Here is a 16,506-nt window from a genome sequence, read left to right on the forward strand (position 1 = left end):
TGCTTTTGGGGCGCATGCTGCCCATCACGCTCGTTTCGCTTTGCTTGGTACACTCGCGCGATCCCAATTCCGCTGGATTCGCTTTACATGTCCAACCTCCGTCCGCTTGCCATCGCCCTGGGCATCAGCCTGCTCACCCTGGTCGCTGCTCCCGATGCGCACGCCGCGCCGAAGAAGGCCGCCGCCCGCGCGCCGGCGGTCAGCGCCCAGTGCAGCGACTTCTACGAAGCCACCAACGCCACCTGGTTGAAGGCCAATCCGGTGCCGCAGACCGGCGCCACCACCGCGCTGGGCCAGCTGGCCGACCGCACCCGCCAGCAGCAGCGCGCACTGCTGGATGGCGCGATGACCGCGCCGCAGGGCAACGTGCAGAAGCTGCTGGGCGACTTCTGGGCCAGCGGCCTGGACGAGGCTGCGGTGGAAGCCGACGGGTCCAACCCGATCGCCCCCCTGCTGACCCGCATCAATGCGATCAAGAAGGCCAAGGATGTGCCGGCGTCGATCGCCGCGCTGCACCAGGTCGGCATCCCGGTGGCCTTCAACTTCGCCCCGGACGTGGACCTGAAGGCGCTGGACCGCCACATCGGCTACTTCATGCAGGGCGGCATGGGTCTGCCGGACCCGGCGTTCTACACCCGGACCGATGCCGACACCGTCGCGCTGATGGGTCGCTACCGCAACTACGTCAAGCAGGTGCTGGCGCTGACCGGCACTCCGGCCGACAAGCTCGATGCGGAGTCGCAGTCGGTGATCGCCCTGGAAACCGAACTGGCGCGCAATGCGCAGTCGCTTGCGGGCATCAACAACCCGTTCAACAACTACGCGCCGATCTCCACCAAGGAGCTCAACAGCCGCTACCGCAACCTGCAGCTGGAGGCCTTCCTGAAGGCACAGGGCGTCAACGATGACCTGGTCTCGCTGTCCGATCCGGCGCTGTTCAAGCAGCTCGACGGCATGGTCACCCGGCTCAAGCCGGAGCAGTGGAAGGTCTACCTGCGCTGGCGCGTGGGTGATGCGATGGCCCCGTACCTGTCCAAGGCCTACCGCGATGCCGAATTCGAATTCCGCGGCCGTGTGATCCGTGGCCAGACCCTGCCGCCTGCACGCTGGGAGCAGGTGCTGGACGCGATCAACGTCGCTGCCGGCCCGATGGTGGGCCGTGAGTACGCGGCCAAGCACCTGTCGGCCGATGACCGTCGCAAGGCGGCGCTGGTGGTCGACAAGATCCGCGAAGTGCAGATCGATGCGGTCAAGCGCAGCACCTGGATGAGCGATGAGGCCAAGACCGAAGCACAGGCCAAGCTGGCCGCGCTGAAGATCGAGATCGGCACCCCGTTGCGCGATCTGGACTACACCGTGCAGCCGATGGGCCGCGGCAGCTTCGGCGGCAACATGCTGATCGCCTCGACCTGGCGCCACCGCGAAGAAATGAAGCGCATCGGCAAGGGCAACGCCGACCGTCGTTGGGACGTGCTGCCGCAGCAGCCGGCACTGGCGTATGACATCGCGCAGAACCGCCTGATCGTCACCGCCGCCGTGCTGCAGAGCCCGGTGTTCAACGCCAAGGGCGATACCGCCGAGCTGTTTGGCAGCTACGGTGCGCTGGTCGCCCATGAGCTGACCCGTGCAATCGATGCCAAGGGCGCGCTGGTCGATGCCAAGGGCGAACTGCGCAGCTGGTGGACCCCGGCTGACAAGACCGCCTGGACCCTGTTCGGCAACCGCGTGGCCGCGCAGTACAGCGGCTACGACTACCCGGGCGTGAAGGGTGCCAAGGTCAACGGTGAACTTACCCGCGAAGAGAATCTGGCCGACCTGGCTGGCCTCGAACTGGCGTGGGAGGCTTACAAGGCGGTCGAACCGGCCGCCAAGCCGGCTGCCCAGCAGGGCTTCTTCCGTGGCTGGGCGAGCCTGTGGCCGCAGCAGTTGTCGCCGAACGTCGCCGCCCAGCGCCTGAGCTCGGACATCCTGGCCCCGGGCCGCTGGCGCACCAACGGCCCGCTGTCCAACCTGCCGGCCTTCGGTGCCACCTTTACCTGCAAGCCCGGCCAGCCGATGCAGCGCGTGGACAACGACCAGATCAAGGTCTGGCGCTGAGCCCCGACCTGCACTGAGCTGAAGCGTTTGACCAGAAAGGCGCCCTGCGGGGCGCCTTTTCTGTGTCCAAGCACCGCGTGATCAGGCAAAAAAGACCCCGGCAAGCGCCGGGGTCGAAGACAAGCCTTGGAGAGTAACGCGGTACGTTAGAAGTCGTAGGACGCCGTCAGCCGAACCGAACGCGGCGCGGTGAAATAGGTTCCGATGCCGTAGAGGTTGGAGACAGTGTCGGGGCCTTCCTGGTAGGTCACGTCGGATTGCAGCTGGCGACGCTGGTTCAGCACGTTGAAGACATCCAGCCCGAAGCCAAGACGCTGCTCGGCAAATGCGGGGCGATACATCACGCCCAGGTCCACGCGGGTCGTCCACGGCTGGCGGCCGGCATCACCCGGACGCGAGGGACTGCCATTGCAGTAGTGGTACGACGAGCCGTAGGCGATGGGATCACTCTGGTCCGTGCCGTAGTAACCCAGGCAGCTCTTCGGTGCGCCCGACATCACGCGCAGCGTGGCCGACGCCGTCCACTCCGGCGTGATCTGGTAGGCACCATAGCCCTTCAACTGGTGACGTCGGTCGTTGGCCAGATAGCCGCCGGCGTATTCCATCAGGTACGAGGAGTCCCAGTCCTGGGTCTTGGCAACATCGTCCTGCCCGATATCCGACTTGACCGGCCCCTCGGTGTTGCCAAAACTGCGCGACCAGGTGTAGTCGAGACGGCCATACCAGTTGTTGGTCATCGGGTGTTCGACGAACAGGTCGACGGCCACGTAATCACGCTTGGCTTTGTTGCTGCCCAGCCCCCAGTCCGCCGCGCTCATGCTCACCGGCACGTAACCGGAGCCGTCGGTTTTTTTGACCAGGAACGTGTTGGTCTTGCCCGGGTTGAAGATCACGCAGCCAGGCACCTCCAGATTGCTGGAGTCCACCCCCATGGCATCGAGCTTGTCGTAGATGCGGTCCGAATCGCAGGTATCGTCGATCGCGGTCTGCAGGCGTCGGTAGGTGACCTTGGCGCCACTGTTCCACGATGCGCCGAGTGTCTTCTCGAAGCCGAGGATGAACTCGTCCTGGTACTGCGATTTCAGATCGCTCGGCGCCACGCTGCGCGGATCCGGCGTCTGCCCATACTCGTTGTTGGCCGAGACCGGACCCGGCCCCAGTGCGCCAAGACCGGTCGGATTCCCATTGGCGTCGATACCTGTGTAGGTGAAGTACTCGCGGGTATAGGTCGACGCCGAGGCGCCGCGCACAGCCACGCTGTTGGGCAGCGCCAGATAGTAGCGGCCCAGATTGGCGAACACCTTCAGCGAGGAATCACCGAACACGTCCCATGCCGCGCCCACGCGGGGGGCCCACTGGTCGCCGCTTTCGACATACGCCACGGCCGCGCTGTTGTAGTTGGTGAACTTGTCATTGCGCACGCCGAGAGTCAGCAGCCAGTTCGGCGTTACCTGCCAGCGGTCCTCGAGGTAGTACGCCTTCTGCTTCAGCGACATGCTGGTCGTGGTGGAGTAGATGTACTTCTGCACGAAGTAACCCTCGCCACCGGGCGGGGTGATATCGAAGCCAGGCGACGGCGAGGAGCCCGGAGCGATGCGCGAGTAGATCCAGGCGTAGCCAGGGCCGGTCATCGCCTCACCTTCGTTGTTCCCCTGGAAGGTCATGTTGTCGATACCACCGGTGATCTCGTGATCGCCGATGCGGTACTGCAGATCCACGCGCAGCCCACGCGAAATGCTGCCCGCGTTGTCGGCCTTGTCATTGATCGCCGGCTGATCGTTGCGGATCGGCGTACCACCGGTGATCGACGGATCCTGGCTGTTGGCGCCGCTGATGAACGGGTTGCCCGAGCTCAGCGGATTGGAGTCCAGGTTGTCCTGCTTGCTGCGCCCCCACAATGCGCTGAGCGTCAGGTCGTCGGTGAGGTAGCTGGTGAACTTGAAGATGTCGTAGGTATCTTTCAGCTTCGTCGTATTGGCAAACGTACCCGTGCGCTCGCCCTCGCTGCGGGTCTCGTAATCGTAGTCCCGGTAATAGGCGTCGTAACGGTCCGTGTTCTGGAGACGCGTGTATTCCAGCGTGTTGCTGTCATTGATGTTCCAGTCGATCTTGCCGTAGAACTTCGGTGTATCGATGGTGTAGTGGCTGCGCGACTGCTGCGCCGACTCGATGGATGCGGTGGACACGCCGTCGGACGTGTCCTGCTCGGCCGCCAGGTGAATGAAGAGCCGGTCTTCGATGAGCGGGCCACTGACATAGCCGCTGTAGGTAGTACGGGTCGCCTTGTCGCCACGGCGCGAGCGGTACAGCGTTCCGGGCAGCGAGGCATCCTGGAACTCATACCCTTCCTGCAGCGCGCGATCCGGATACAGAATGTCGCGGGGCGATTCAGCCAGCGAATCCGGCTGCCAGGTGGTCTGGACGCCGAAATGCCATTCGTTGGTGCCGCGCTTGCCGAGCTGGTTGATCACACCGCCGGTGGAGCGGCCGTAGCTTGCGCCGTAGCCGCCGGTGAACGTCTCCTGCTGATCGATCGAACCGTAGGGCAGACTGACACCCCCCAGGTTGTTCAGCGGGTTGGTCGCGTTGAAGCCATTGAGGTAATACGCGTTCTCGCTGACGCTGGAGCCGCCGAAGGAAAGTACCGAGCGCGAGCCGTTGGCGAAGGCACCACTGCCCCCGACCACGCCCGGCGCCAGCAGCGCGATGGCCTCCGCACTCCGGCCCAGCGGCAGTACATCCAGCTGCTCGGAGGTGATCACCGAACGGGACACCGTGTTGCTCACGTCAATCTTGGGCACGTTGGATGCCGTCACATTGACGGTACCGAGGTTGGTCGCCTCGCCGCCGGCGCGGCCACCGCTCCTCCCGAAGGACACTTCGGTACCGGCACCGACGATCAGCTGCACGTTGTCGCGCTTCTCCACGACCTGGCCGTCGCGCTGCAGGGTCACTGTGTAGCGACCCACCGGCAGCGAACCCAAGGTGTAACGGCCGTTGGCATCGACCGTGGCGGAGCGGCGCAGGCCGGTGTCACTCTGCACGACAACCGTGGTGCCCGAGGCGGACGGCACCGTGCCGTAGACGGAGCCGGTGGTGCTCTGCGCGGCGGCGGCACCGATGAAAGAGGTCAGGAGAACGGCCAGTGCCGTGCGCTTCAGCCGGTTGGCCGGGATGCTGCGTGTCATGGAGTGTCCTTGAGTCGGGGTTGCATACAGAGATGTCAACAGCGTTGCGGCCGGATGACGCCTTCCGCAACTGAACCCGATCTTAATTTCACTATTTCGCCAGATGCAATCCGATCTGAGTCACATCACAAGCTACTGAATCAAAAGGCATTTTGTAAATAAACTTAATGTAAACAGGGGATTTACGACCATTATCCGAGGCATATCGAGATAATGCGTCTCACTTATTTATCGTATTATGGGACACCCCTCACACTTTCAATCTCTTGATTGCGAATCCGCCCCTCGCAGTGACGATGCAGCATGGATGACGGGAATCGCACCCACGGCAAAGCACCCTCACGCCAGTCACGGCGCAAGGTGCATTGCACGCTATCAACGCCTCACTTGATGCTGCGCAGGTGATTGGGGCGCTTGGGCGGGCCCGGCGGCCGTCGGTTGTTGAACGGCGGTTGGCCGCGCCAGTAGCGGATCAGCAGCCAGCCAAACAGCATGCCGCCCAGATGCGCGAAGTGGGCCACGCCCGGCTGCCAGCCGGTGGCGCCCAGCATCAGTTCCATCGCGCCGAACACGATCACGAAGGTACGGGCCTTCATCGGGATCGGCGGGAACAGCAGCATCACCCGCTGGTTCGGGAACAGCATGCCGTAGGCGAGCAGCAGACCAAACACGCCACCCGACGCACCCAGCACCGTGGCCGGATCGGCCAGCATCATGCCGACCAGCAGCTGGCACAGCCCGGCACCGGCGACGCACACCAGGTAATAGATGAGGAAACGTTTCTCGCCCCAGGTCTGCTCCAACGGCGCGCCGAACATGAAGAGCGCGAGCATGTTGAAGAACAGATGGCCGAAGCTGCCATGCAGGAAGCCATAGGTCAGCAGCTGCCAGGGCTGGAAGTTGCCGCCCGGCGAGAACGGATCGAAGCCGCCCCCCAGAGGCTGCAGCATGAAGGGCTCGAAGGTGGCATTGCCGAGCAGGAACGGCTGCTGCAGCAGGAACAGCACGGCGTTGGCGATCAACAACGCTTTGGTGACAGTAGGCAGTCGCGGAAACATGGGGGCATCCTTTGGAACTGCGCCCATCATAGCCGCAGCGCCCGGCCGCCATCTGCGCGGCGGCGCCCGCGTTCAACCGGCAGGCAGCGTCAGCCCGGTCCCCACAGGGCGGCATCCAGATCGTTGGCGCCGGTTACCGGCATGCCCTTCACCCGCCCCCGTTCGATCATCACGCCCTCGGCGCGCAGCCGCTGGCTCTGTTCCTTCCACCCTGCCGAGCCTTCGGGCATTGCAATGCGCCCGTCCGAACGCAGCACGCGGTGCCACGGCAGGTCCGGGTCGTCATTCATTCCGAGCACGCGCGCGGTCAGCCGCGCCCTGCCCGGCAGCCCCGCCTGGGCGGCGACCTGACCGTAGCCCATCACCTGCCCGCGCGGGATCGCATGGATCACCGCCAGAATCCGTGCACGCGCCAGCGCCGCCGGGTCATCGCCCACGGCGGCCGCATTCACGCGCGCACCCGGCTGACCAGCAGCACGCCGAGCAGGACCAGGGCCGTGCCGAGGATCTGCCACGGCCCCATGGGTTCGTCGAGCAGCCATAGACTCATCACGATGGTGGAGACCGGACCGAGCATACCCACCTGGGCGGCCAGCGACGAACCGATCCGCTTCACCGCCAGCATGATCGCCATTACCGGCAGCACCGTGCAGACCGTCGCATTGATCAGCGACAGCCAGTACACCGGCGTGGGCGCCTGGCCCAGCGCGGACATCGGGTGGAGCACCGCGAAGTGCAGCACGCATAGCACGCAGGCCACGCAGCTGGCATAGGCGGTCAGGCGGATCGCACCGATCCGCGCCACCACCTGGCCACTGCCGAACAGATACAGCGCGTAGCTCAGCGCACTGGCGAACACCAGTGCACTGCCCAGCACGATGCGCCCGCCTTCCAGCTGCAGGTCATGGCCGAAGGCCAGCAGTACGCCCAGATAACTGAGCACCAATGCCGCCACCTGCCAGCGACCAGGGCGCTTCTTCAGCAGGACCAGGCTGATCAGCAGCACCAGGGTCGGGTTCAAGTACAGGATCAGGCGTTCCAGGGTGACGCTGATGTACTGCAGGCCCTGGAAGTCGAGCAGGCTGGACAGGTAGTAGCCGGTGAAGCCCAGCCACACCACGCGCCCCCGGTCGCCCCATGACAATGCCGGCGCGCGCCGCGCCGACCATACCGCCAGCACCGCGAACAGCGGAAACGCCATCAGCATCCGCAACGCCAGCAGTGTGGTGGCATCCACGCCATGCCGATACGCGAGTTTGACAATGACCGCCTTGCCCGAGGCCGCGATCGCGCCAATCGCCGCCAGTGCGATGCCGCCGGCGGCGATGCGGCTGGAGGACGTGGGCAGCGAGGAGGCGGGTGAAGTCATCAGGACGACGGACAGCCGCACGGGTGCGGCTGGTCAGGTGGGGGGCGGCCATTGTCGCATGCGGTGCGGCGGGGCCTTTGATTGGCAGGCGCGGTGCGCGGTTGCCACGCATGGCGTGGCACTACCGGATCCCTGCTGCGGCTGCGGCAGGTGCACGCCGCTGATGCGCTTTCAGCGCATCAGTACCACTTCTTCTGCCGAGGTCGGATGGATCGCCACGGTGTCGTCGAACTGGGCCTTGGTCACGCCCATCTTCACCGCCAGCGCGAACCCCTGCAGGATTTCATCGGCAGACTCGCCCAGCAGGTGCACGCCGACCACGCGCTCGTCCTCGCCCACGCAGACCAGCTTGAACAGGCTGCGCTGGGTGCCATCGGCCAAGGCCTGCAGCATCGGGCGGAAGTTGCTGCGATACACGCGCACATCACCATATCTCGCACAGGCCTCTTCTTCGCTCAGCCCCACCGCGCCCAAGGCCGGATGCGAGAACACCACACTGGCCACGTTTTCATAGTCCATCTTCGCCTGGGGCTGGCCACCGAACAGGCGGTCCATCAGCTTGCGCGCCGCGGCGATCGCCACCGGGGTCAGGCCAACCTTGCCGGCGATGTCGCCCACTGCGTGCACGCTGGGTACGGCGGTGGTCTGCCACGCGTCGACCTCGACCTCGCCCTTGTCACCGATCACCACGCCGAGCGCTTCCAACCCCAGATCGGCACTGTTGCCGCGTCGCCCGGTGGCAAAGAACACCGCATCGAAATAACCGTCGGCCGGGCCATCGTGGCCGAGCGCGACCACGGCATCGCCGTCACGCTGCAGCTCGCGCAGGCGGTAACCGAAATGGATCTGCACGCCTTGGTGGCGCAGGTTCTCGGCGAGCTGTGCGGTCAGTTCTGCATCGAAGCGCTCCAGCAGCCGCTCGCCACGTACCAGCAGCGTCACGCGGCTACCGAGCGCCTGCAGCAGCCCGGCCAGCTCCACCGCGATGTAGCCACCGCCCACGATCGCGACCCGCTCGGGCGCGCCGCACAGGTTGAAGAAATCATCGGATACCAGACCCAGTTCCGCACCGGGAATCTCCGGACGCTGCGGATACGCACCGGTGGCGATGAGGACGTGAGCGGCACTGATGCGGACGCCATCGCTGCACTCCACGGTGTGCGCATCCACCAGCCGACCACGGCGCGGTACACGCACCACCTTGTTCTCATTGAGTCGCTTGAGATAGCTGGCATGGATGTTGGCGATGTAGGCCTGCCGATGCACCACCAGTTCTTTCCAGTCCAGCGAAGGGCGCACGGGTACATCGAAGCCCATTGCGGCGGCCAGACCAATACGGCCGGAGAGATCGGCCGCCAGCCACATCGCTTTCTTCGGCACGCAGCCGACATTGACGCAGGTGCCGCCAAGTTCGCCCGGCTCCAGCATCGCCACGCGCTGGCCGTGCTGCGCCGCGCGGAAGGCCGCGGCGAGGCCGCCGGAACCACCGCCCAGCACGATCAGGTCATAGTCGTATTGCGTCGTCATTGGTATCGCTCAACTCGGTAAGGGGGCAGGATCGGCCGCCGTTGCACGGCCCGCATGCTCCTTTCCAGCATGCCATGCGCCACCGCGATCCAGACGTGAGCGTGCCCCGCGGCGGCCCCCGGTTCAGGCCCGGCGCAGCGGCGGCCACTGCAGATAGGTCATCGCGCGCCAGATCCACTCCAGCGGTCCGAACCGGAAGTACCGCAGCCACGCATGGCTGATCGCCACCTGCAGCGCGAACAGGGCCAGCGCGAACGGAATCTGCCACAGGCGCGGCAGCGTTTCGAACGCGCCCAGTCCATAGCCATAGAACACCCAGGTACAGACCAGCGACTGGCCGATGTAATGGGTCAGCGCCATCCGCCCCATCGGTGCCAACACCTGCAGGCGTGCGCGCCAGTGCACGATCCAGGCCAGGTAGCCCAGACACATCAGCAGCCCGGCCAGCGCACTGGTCGCATACGCCACGCCGCCGCGCAGATCCAGCGTGCCGGGCGCTTGATAGGGATGCCAGATCGCACTGCCCAGCATCAGCACCAGGCCCACCGGCAAGGCGATCCAGCGCAGCCGTGCATACAGCCGTGCAAACCGCTCGGGTTCGGCCAGCGCGCCACTGCGGGCGAACCAGCTACCGATCAGGAACATGCCCAGCACTTCCGGACCGATCACGAAGATGCCCGACAACATCGCACCGAGATCGCGCAGCCGCTGTCCGACCGCCTGCCCCCAGCTGCCATGCGCGTATGCCTGGCGCTGCAGTTCGATCGTCCGCTGGGCCTGCGCGATGGCCTCGCGCAGCGGGTCCTGCGCGTGGTCCATGGTGGCCATCCAGCTCATCAACGCGCCCAGCAGCATCACCAGGGCGGCTGCGCCCAGATAGCTGATCACCCCCATCGCAGGCAGCCAACTGCGCGGCGCCTCGCGACAGGCGAGCAACGGCAGTGAGATCACTGCATAGATCACCAGGATGTCGCCGGACCATACCAGCAGCGCATGGCACAGGCCGATCAGCAGCAGCGCAGCACTGCGGCGCAGATAGAACGGCGCGAATGCGCGGCCGGCCGCCGCAGCGCGCTGCGCCATGACCGAGAACCCCGCGCCGAACAACAGCGAGAACAGGGTGAAGAACTTGCCTTGGACCAGCACGTAGATGGCTGCATCGGCCCAGTAGTCCGCGCCCTGCCAATGCGGATCGATGCCGGTGAAGGACAGGTCCAGCGGACCGCTGAACGCCTCCATGTTCATCAGCAGGATGCCCAGCAGCGCGAACCCGCGCAGGATGTCGATGACGGCGATGCGCTCGTTGGCGCCCACCGGCTGCAAAGGAGAAGAAGCTGCGTTCACAGGCAATCCGCTGACCAGGTCCGCCATTATGCCGTGCGCGTGGAAGCCTGCCGCACAAACGAAAACGGCCCGCCGAAGCGGGCCGTTGGATCAACGAGGGGGTGCAGCACTCAGTGCTGGTGGCCGCCGTCGCCGTGCACGTGGCCGTGCTCGATTTCTTCCTTGCTGGCTTCGCGCACGTCGACGATCTCGACGTTGAAGTGCAGGTCCTTGCCAGCCATCGGGTGGTTCAGGTCAACATCGACCACGCTCATGCCGACCTTCTCCACGGTGACCGCGCGCGGGCCGAAGTTGGTCTGCAGCACGACCTGCTGGCCCGGAACCAGCTTGCTGGTACCGAAGTGCTTCTTGGGCACGCGCTGGGTCAGGCCTTCGCGGCGCTCGCCGTAGGCATCGGTCGCCTTGACGTCCACTTCGAAGGTGGCGCCGGCTTCCTTGTCCATCATGGCGTTTTCCAGGCCCGGGATGATGTTGCCGTGGCCGATCAGGATCGCCAGCGGATCACGGTCCTTGGAGCTCTCGATCGGCTCCTGGCCCTGCTCGGCGACGGTGTAATGGAAACGGACGACGCGGTCTTTTTCGATCTTCATGCGCAACTCTGGTCTGGAGACTGCCGAGGGCAGACGGGTGAGGCGGGTTGTGGCCTGCCGGATACGCCGCCATCATGACGGCCTTCTAAGGTCGCGCATTATCCGGACAACATGCACATGACGCCAGTTTCGCGCCTGACCCGCCTGCCCGGCCACCTGGCCCTGCTGGCGATCATCGCCCTGCTGAGTGCCTGTGGCGGCGGCAAGACCACCCGCCCGGCCCCACCGCCCGCCTCCACCCAGGTCTGGCCCAGCGTGGCCCCGAACGACCCGCAGGCGGCCAACGCGGTGCTGATGCGCGCGATCGGACTGGTGGGCACGCCGTACCGTTACGGCGGCAACACCCCGGAATCCGGCTTCGACTGCAGCGGCTTGGTCGCCTACGTGTACCGCGAGATGCTGGATCTGCGCCTGCCCCGCACCTCGCGTGATCTGGCCGCCGTGCAGGGACCGAAGATCGAGCCCAAGCGCCTGGCACCCGGCGACCTGGTGTTTTTCGGCAACAAGGGCAACGTCTTCCATGTCGGCATCTATGTGGGTGAAGGCCGCTTCGTGCACGCCCCCAGCACCGGTGGCACGGTCCGGCTGGATTCGCTGGGCGGGCCTTACTGGAAGGACCACTACACCGGGGCGAAACGCGTCCTTAACTAAGCTGAACAGGGGTAAGGGCTAAATTTGTGACATAGATCACATGGTTGTAAACGAAAAATTAACGGAATTTGTACCTAATCACTGCGCTTACACGGCATCATCCCCCATCGTTTTTATTCAGTGACCGCCGCGTGACGACAGACGACCTGAGTTGCAAAGGCCAGACAGCCGCCCTTCGGCGTCGCGCCCGACCCGCCTTCATCGCCGCAGCGCTCTGCCTGGCCAGCCTTCCGGCATGGGCCCAGTCCGCGCCGACGATCGGCTCCGAGGTCGCTGCAACCCCCGTCACTGTTGCACCTGATTCCCCCGCGCCGGCCAAGTCCAAGGCTGAAGCGCCGGCCCGCAGCAAGGCCGATGCCGCTGCCAGCGCCACCCTCGCCGCCCTGCTTCCGCACCTGGCGGCCAACGACACCATCCCGCTCATGGACCGCTCGGCGATGTTCGCCGGTGATCTGAGCCGCCTGCTCGCCAACTACGACGCCAGCACCGGCGCCATTACCGTGGCCGGCGACGCCGCCGAAAACGGCAAGGTCCAGTCCCTGCTGCGCCGTGCGATGACCCTGCTCGGCACCCCGTACCGCTGGGGTGGCACCTCGCCGGACAGTGGTTTCGACTGCAGCGGCCTGGTCGGCTATGTGTTCCGTACGGCGCTGGGCGTGGAGCTGCCGCGCGTGTCGCGCGAAATGGCCCATGACGGCGCGGCCGAACTGATCAATGACCGCAACGCCCTGGCAGCTGGCGACCTGGTGTTCTTCGGCCGCAAGGGCCGGGTCGACCATGTCGGCATCTATGTCGGCGAAGGTCGCTTCCTGCATGCCCCGAGTACCGGCAAGGACGTCCGCGTCGACAGCCTGGTCAGCGGGTACTGGGGCGGCAAGTTCATGCAGGCCCGCCGCGTCGACCTCTGAGGCGCCCTGCTGAATCAACAGATCGAAGGCCGCTGCCCTGCAGCGGCCTTTTTCTTTGGGCCGCCCGGCGATGGCCGCTGCCCCCCCCAATCCGCGTTCCCTTCTCTGTCACCGTCTATTTCCCGGCCGGCGACACGCCGGGCGCCTGTGCGCTGCGGCGGGGGACGGACCCGGACGTGGGGCGGCACGTGCGCGGCAACCGATCAGGCAGCAGACACCGCCCGAGCTTCTCGTCGACAAGGTGACGCATGGCGGCTGTCCCCGATTTTCCTGCCCGGTGTGTGATCTGGTTTGGGCAACCTCTCCCGCTTGAACGGGCCACCTTGGCTGCGGCCGGCTGGCAGGTGCGGGGCGTGGCCCCGGAACAATGCGCGGGCATCGGCATGCGCGGCAGCGACCAGGTCGTGGGCCTGCTGGACCTGCGCACCGTGGTCCCGGCCAACCTGGCCCATCTGCAGCAGCTACTGGTGGACCACCGTCACATGAGCCTGCTGGCCTTGCTGCCGGCCGCCCCACTGCGTCCCTCGCCGGTGCTGGATGCACTGCTCGCCGCCTGCGTGGATACCTACACCGCGCCGATCGATCTGCCGCGCGTCGTCCAACGCCTGCAGCATTTGGCCGGTGCCGAGCCCCTGCCCGCCACCCACGGTCCGCAGTCCCTGATCGGCGACAGCGCCGTGCTGCAGGTCACCCGCGCGGCAATCCGCAAGTACGCGCCGGTGGATCTGCCGGTGCTGATCACCGGCGAAACCGGTACCGGCAAGGAACTGGCCGCCCAGGCCCTGCACGCGCTGTCCGCACGTCATGCGCGTCCGTTTCTGGCAGTGAACTGCGGCGCGATCCCCGCGGCGCTGGTCCAGTCCGAGCTGTTCGGCCACGAGCGGGGCGCCTTCACCGGTGCAGCAACCCGTCGGCTGGGCCTGTTCGAATCGGCGAGTGGGGGCACCGTCTTCCTGGACGAGATCGGCGATCTGCCGCTGGATGCACAGACCAATCTGCTGCGCGTGCTGCAGGAAGGCACGGTGGAGCGCGTCGGCAGCAACCGGCCGCTGGAGGTGGATGTGCGCGTGCTCGCGGCCACCCACGTGGATCTGGAGAAAGCGGTCGAGCAGGGTCACTTCCGTCGCGACCTCTTTTATCGCCTCAATGTACTGCGGCTGCCGCTGCCGCCGCTGCGCGAGCGCGGCAGCGACATCGCGTTGCTGGCCCACCATTTCCTCGCCAGCTTCCGGCACCGCCATGTCACCCGTGCGCGCGGATTCACCGCCGATGCGGTGCAGGCACTGGAGCGGTTCGGCTGGCCGGGCAATGTGCGCGAGCTGCTCAACCGGGTGCAGCGTGCGGCGATCGTCAGCGATGCCGAGCTGATCACCGCAGCGGACCTGGAATTGACGCAACCGCTGATGGCCACCGCCGAGCGCGGCCTGCAAGGCGCAAAGCAGGTGGCCGAACGCGAGACCCTGCTGCATGCCCTGCGCCAGGCGGACTTCAACATCACCGCCTGCGCCCGCCAGATGCAGGTCTCCCGGGTGACCGTCTACCGGCTCTGCCGCAAGCACCAACTGGCGCTACCCGAACTGCGCTGAGCCGCGAACCGTCGCATCAAACCCGTGGACTGCGCGACCCTACCGTTGGCTCACAGGCTGTACGGCACCTTGAAGGCCAGGGTGAAGTCCGGTGCATCGGGGGTCAGGCCGATACCCAGCAGGCTCACCAACGTGGTCTTCTGGTTCAGCGCATAGGTGATGCCCAGGTTGAGCGTGGCGGCATTGGCATCGCTGCCGATTACCTTGAGCCACTGGCCATTCTTGTAGCGCGTGGACGCGCGCGCGCTCAGCTTGTCGCTGAAGGAGATGCTCAGGCTGGTGCGCTCGTTGAAGGCGAACGCCACGCCGGCACCGAAGTAGTACGAGCCGCCCAGCTTCACGTCCCCCGGGTTGGTGGTGTCCGGGTTGGCATCGATGTCATCGAAGCTGCGCGGGAAGGAATGGATGTAACCGATGTTGGCGAACAGGATCGCGGGGTCGGCGGTCTTTACCGCCGACAGGCCGACGTTGGCCTGCCAGACGCCATTGCCGGTGGGCTGCTGTTCGGGTACGGCGAAACGGATGAAGTCATCGTCATCTCGTTCGAGCACCTTCCAGTCCAGCCCATACGGCGCACGCCCGGTCGGCGCGGTCGCGCCCACGGTCAGCACGGTTTCCGGCAGCCGCCCACGCTCGGCGAACAGCCGGTAGTTGGCGCTCACGCCAACATCGCCGATACCATTGCCGGTCGTTTCCTCCTGCGCGATGGCGGCCGCAGAACCGCCGGCACCGCCCTTCTGGAACACCGTCTTGCGCGCCAAGTAGGGCACATCCAGGTTCAAGGTCAGGCGTGGGCTGACGCCCCAGCGCGCGGCCAGGTTGTAGGTGAGCGTGTCCGACTCGACATTCTCGATGGCGATGTTGCCCAGGAAGATCGCGTCCAGCGCGAGGAAGCCGTTGAGGCTCAGCTGCTTGCGGTCATAGCGCGCATAGGACAGGCTGTTTTCGATGGTGAAGCGGCGGCTGAACAGCGCGGCCTGCTGCTGTTTGACGTCATCCACGCTGCGTCGCGATTCCTGTTTGGCCTGCTGCGCTTCGGCCGCCGAGCTGGCGTAACCGTCGGCGCTGGCCGGTGCTGCAGGCGTGCCAGCCGGCAAGGCCTGTTGCGGTGGAGGTGCGGCACCGGCGACCGGCGCGGTCTTGCCGGTCAGCCTTGCCTGCATCGCCTGCACCTGCATGTCCAGCTCGCGCAGGCGTCGCACTTCCTGCGCATAGTTGGCCTTGAGGCTTTCCAGCTGCGCCATCAGTGCCCTGACATCGGCCTCGTCATTGGGCGCAGGCTGTTGCGCCTGTGCCTGGGCGGACGCAGCCGCCATGAGTGCCAGCGCCGCCAGCGCCAGCGGTGTTGCGCGGATCATCGTGTGCATTGCCTTGGCCCACTGTTGTGTTGACGCTCCCCCTGCCGGGCCGATGGATCACTGGCCCGGCCCCATGCCTACGCCGCGTACCAGCGTCATCGCCTGCGCCACGTTCTGATTGAGCGGAACGTTGTTGGCCAGCGACTGCCTCACGAGGTCGATCTGCAGCCGGTTGGTGACCGACTGTCCATCACTGCCCAGCGCGATGCTCTGGCCGACGCTGCCGTTGCGGATCCATTGCTGGACCGCACCGACACCCTCGATCTGCAACTGCACCTTGGCCGTGTTGCCTTCCAGCTGGGCCAGCGCACTGACGCCGCCCTGCTGCACGCTCGCCAGGTTCACGCCTTCGCTGGTGGGCGTGGGTGCCACGCCATCGCGCACGGTCAACTGGGTAGCGTTGCTGGCCAGGTTGCCGTCACCGGCCACCTGGATGCTCTGGCTGAGGCCGGCCACGTTCTGCAGCCCGCTGGAGTCCACGCTGCGCCCTGGGGTCACCGGCAGCGGCGCATCGGCGGCGGTCACGCTCACGCTCGGTGCGAAGCTGATCTTCGGTGCGCTGCCGCCGTGGCTGAAGTCCATGCCCAGCTTCAGCGCGCTCTGTGCGGACTGCCCGCCGGCGGTCTGCCATTGCGAGACCATGGTGACGCCGAACCACGCCACGGTGTTGCCACCGACGGTGTAACGCCCCCGCATGAGATTCAATTCCGGGTCGGGGATTTCACTCAATCCCTTGCCGGGCCGGCTGTCGTCGGCGTGTGCCGGCGCGATGCCCAGCAGGGCGAGCAACACGATGCCGGGCGTCCAGGTTGCAATGTTCATGGTGCCTC

The 16,506-nt window shown here is 65.9% G+C and carries 13 protein-coding genes; 4 read left to right on the forward strand and 9 right to left on the reverse strand.

The window, feature by feature from the left end:
• Positions 1 to 87: 87 nt before the first annotated feature.
• Positions 88 to 2,097 (forward strand): M13 family metallopeptidase, encoded by a 2,010-nt coding sequence (locus K4043_RS05655; RefSeq protein ID WP_265308485.1) that lies wholly within the window; start codon positions 88 to 90, stop codon positions 2,095 to 2,097.
• A 146-nt stretch (positions 2,098 to 2,243) separates the two neighbouring features.
• Here K4043_RS05655 and K4043_RS05660 read toward each other — a convergent pair whose 3' ends face one another.
• The 7 genes from K4043_RS05660 to K4043_RS05690 form a co-directional block, all read right to left on the reverse strand.
• Positions 2,244 to 5,285 (reverse strand): TonB-dependent receptor, encoded by a 3,042-nt coding sequence (locus tag K4043_RS05660; RefSeq protein WP_265308486.1) that lies wholly within the window; start codon positions 5,283 to 5,285, stop codon positions 2,244 to 2,246.
• Between the two features lie 383 nt (positions 5,286 to 5,668).
• Entirely contained in the window at positions 5,669 to 6,343 is a 675-nt protein-coding gene (locus K4043_RS05665; protein WP_265308487.1) for a rhomboid family intramembrane serine protease, read from the reverse strand.
• Between the two features lie 89 nt (positions 6,344 to 6,432).
• Entirely contained in the window at positions 6,433 to 6,795 is a 363-nt protein-coding gene (locus tag K4043_RS05670; protein WP_265308488.1) for an MGMT family protein, read from the reverse strand.
• The gene (locus K4043_RS05675; protein ID WP_123730604.1) at positions 6,792 to 7,712 is read right to left on the reverse strand and encodes a DMT family transporter; all 921 of its coding nucleotides are present in this window, start codon (positions 7,710 to 7,712) and stop codon (positions 6,792 to 6,794) included. The genes K4043_RS05670 and K4043_RS05675 overlap by 4 nt, the downstream gene beginning before the upstream one ends.
• Before the next feature lie 171 nt (positions 7,713 to 7,883).
• Entirely contained in the window at positions 7,884 to 9,239 is a 1,356-nt protein-coding gene (gene gorA / locus K4043_RS05680; RefSeq protein WP_265308490.1) for a glutathione-disulfide reductase, read from the reverse strand.
• A gap of 123 nt (positions 9,240 to 9,362) precedes the next feature.
• On the reverse strand, positions 9,363 to 10,610 hold the full coding sequence (locus K4043_RS05685) for a DUF418 domain-containing protein (protein WP_265308491.1): 1,248 nt from the start codon (positions 10,608 to 10,610) through the stop codon (positions 9,363 to 9,365).
• An 83-nt stretch (positions 10,611 to 10,693) separates the two neighbouring features.
• Positions 10,694 to 11,173 carry a peptidylprolyl isomerase gene (locus K4043_RS05690; RefSeq protein ID WP_088433264.1) on the reverse strand — a complete coding sequence of 160 codons (480 nt, stop codon included), beginning with the start codon at positions 11,171 to 11,173 and terminating at the stop codon, positions 10,694 to 10,696.
• A gap of 111 nt (positions 11,174 to 11,284) precedes the next feature.
• Here K4043_RS05690 and K4043_RS05695 point away from each other — a divergent pair, with 111 nt between their 5' ends.
• From K4043_RS05695 to K4043_RS05705, 3 genes are all read left to right on the forward strand, one after another.
• Entirely contained in the window at positions 11,285 to 11,824 is a 540-nt protein-coding gene (locus tag K4043_RS05695; RefSeq protein ID WP_265308493.1) for a C40 family peptidase, read from the forward strand.
• A gap of 146 nt (positions 11,825 to 11,970) precedes the next feature.
• Positions 11,971 to 12,732 (forward strand): C40 family peptidase, encoded by a 762-nt coding sequence (locus tag K4043_RS05700; RefSeq protein ID WP_260232284.1) that lies wholly within the window; start codon positions 11,971 to 11,973, stop codon positions 12,730 to 12,732.
• Between the two features lie 248 nt (positions 12,733 to 12,980).
• The gene (locus K4043_RS05705; RefSeq protein WP_265308494.1) at positions 12,981 to 14,318 is read left to right on the forward strand and encodes a sigma-54 dependent transcriptional regulator; all 1,338 of its coding nucleotides are present in this window, start codon (positions 12,981 to 12,983) and stop codon (positions 14,316 to 14,318) included.
• A gap of 50 nt (positions 14,319 to 14,368) precedes the next feature.
• Here the strand turns inward: K4043_RS05705 and K4043_RS05710 are convergent, their stop codons facing one another.
• Both K4043_RS05710 and K4043_RS05715 read right to left on the reverse strand, forming a co-directional pair.
• Entirely contained in the window at positions 14,369 to 15,685 is a 1,317-nt protein-coding gene (locus tag K4043_RS05710; protein ID WP_123730598.1) for a hypothetical protein, read from the reverse strand.
• Between the two features lie 48 nt (positions 15,686 to 15,733).
• Positions 15,734 to 16,498 (reverse strand): hypothetical protein, encoded by a 765-nt coding sequence (locus K4043_RS05715; RefSeq protein ID WP_265308495.1) that lies wholly within the window; start codon positions 16,496 to 16,498, stop codon positions 15,734 to 15,736.
• Positions 16,499 to 16,506: the final 8 nt, after the last annotated feature.

This window comes from Stenotrophomonas sp. SRS1 (assembly GCF_026130205.1).
Classification (GTDB): domain Bacteria; phylum Pseudomonadota; class Gammaproteobacteria; order Xanthomonadales; family Xanthomonadaceae; genus Stenotrophomonas; species Stenotrophomonas rhizophila_B.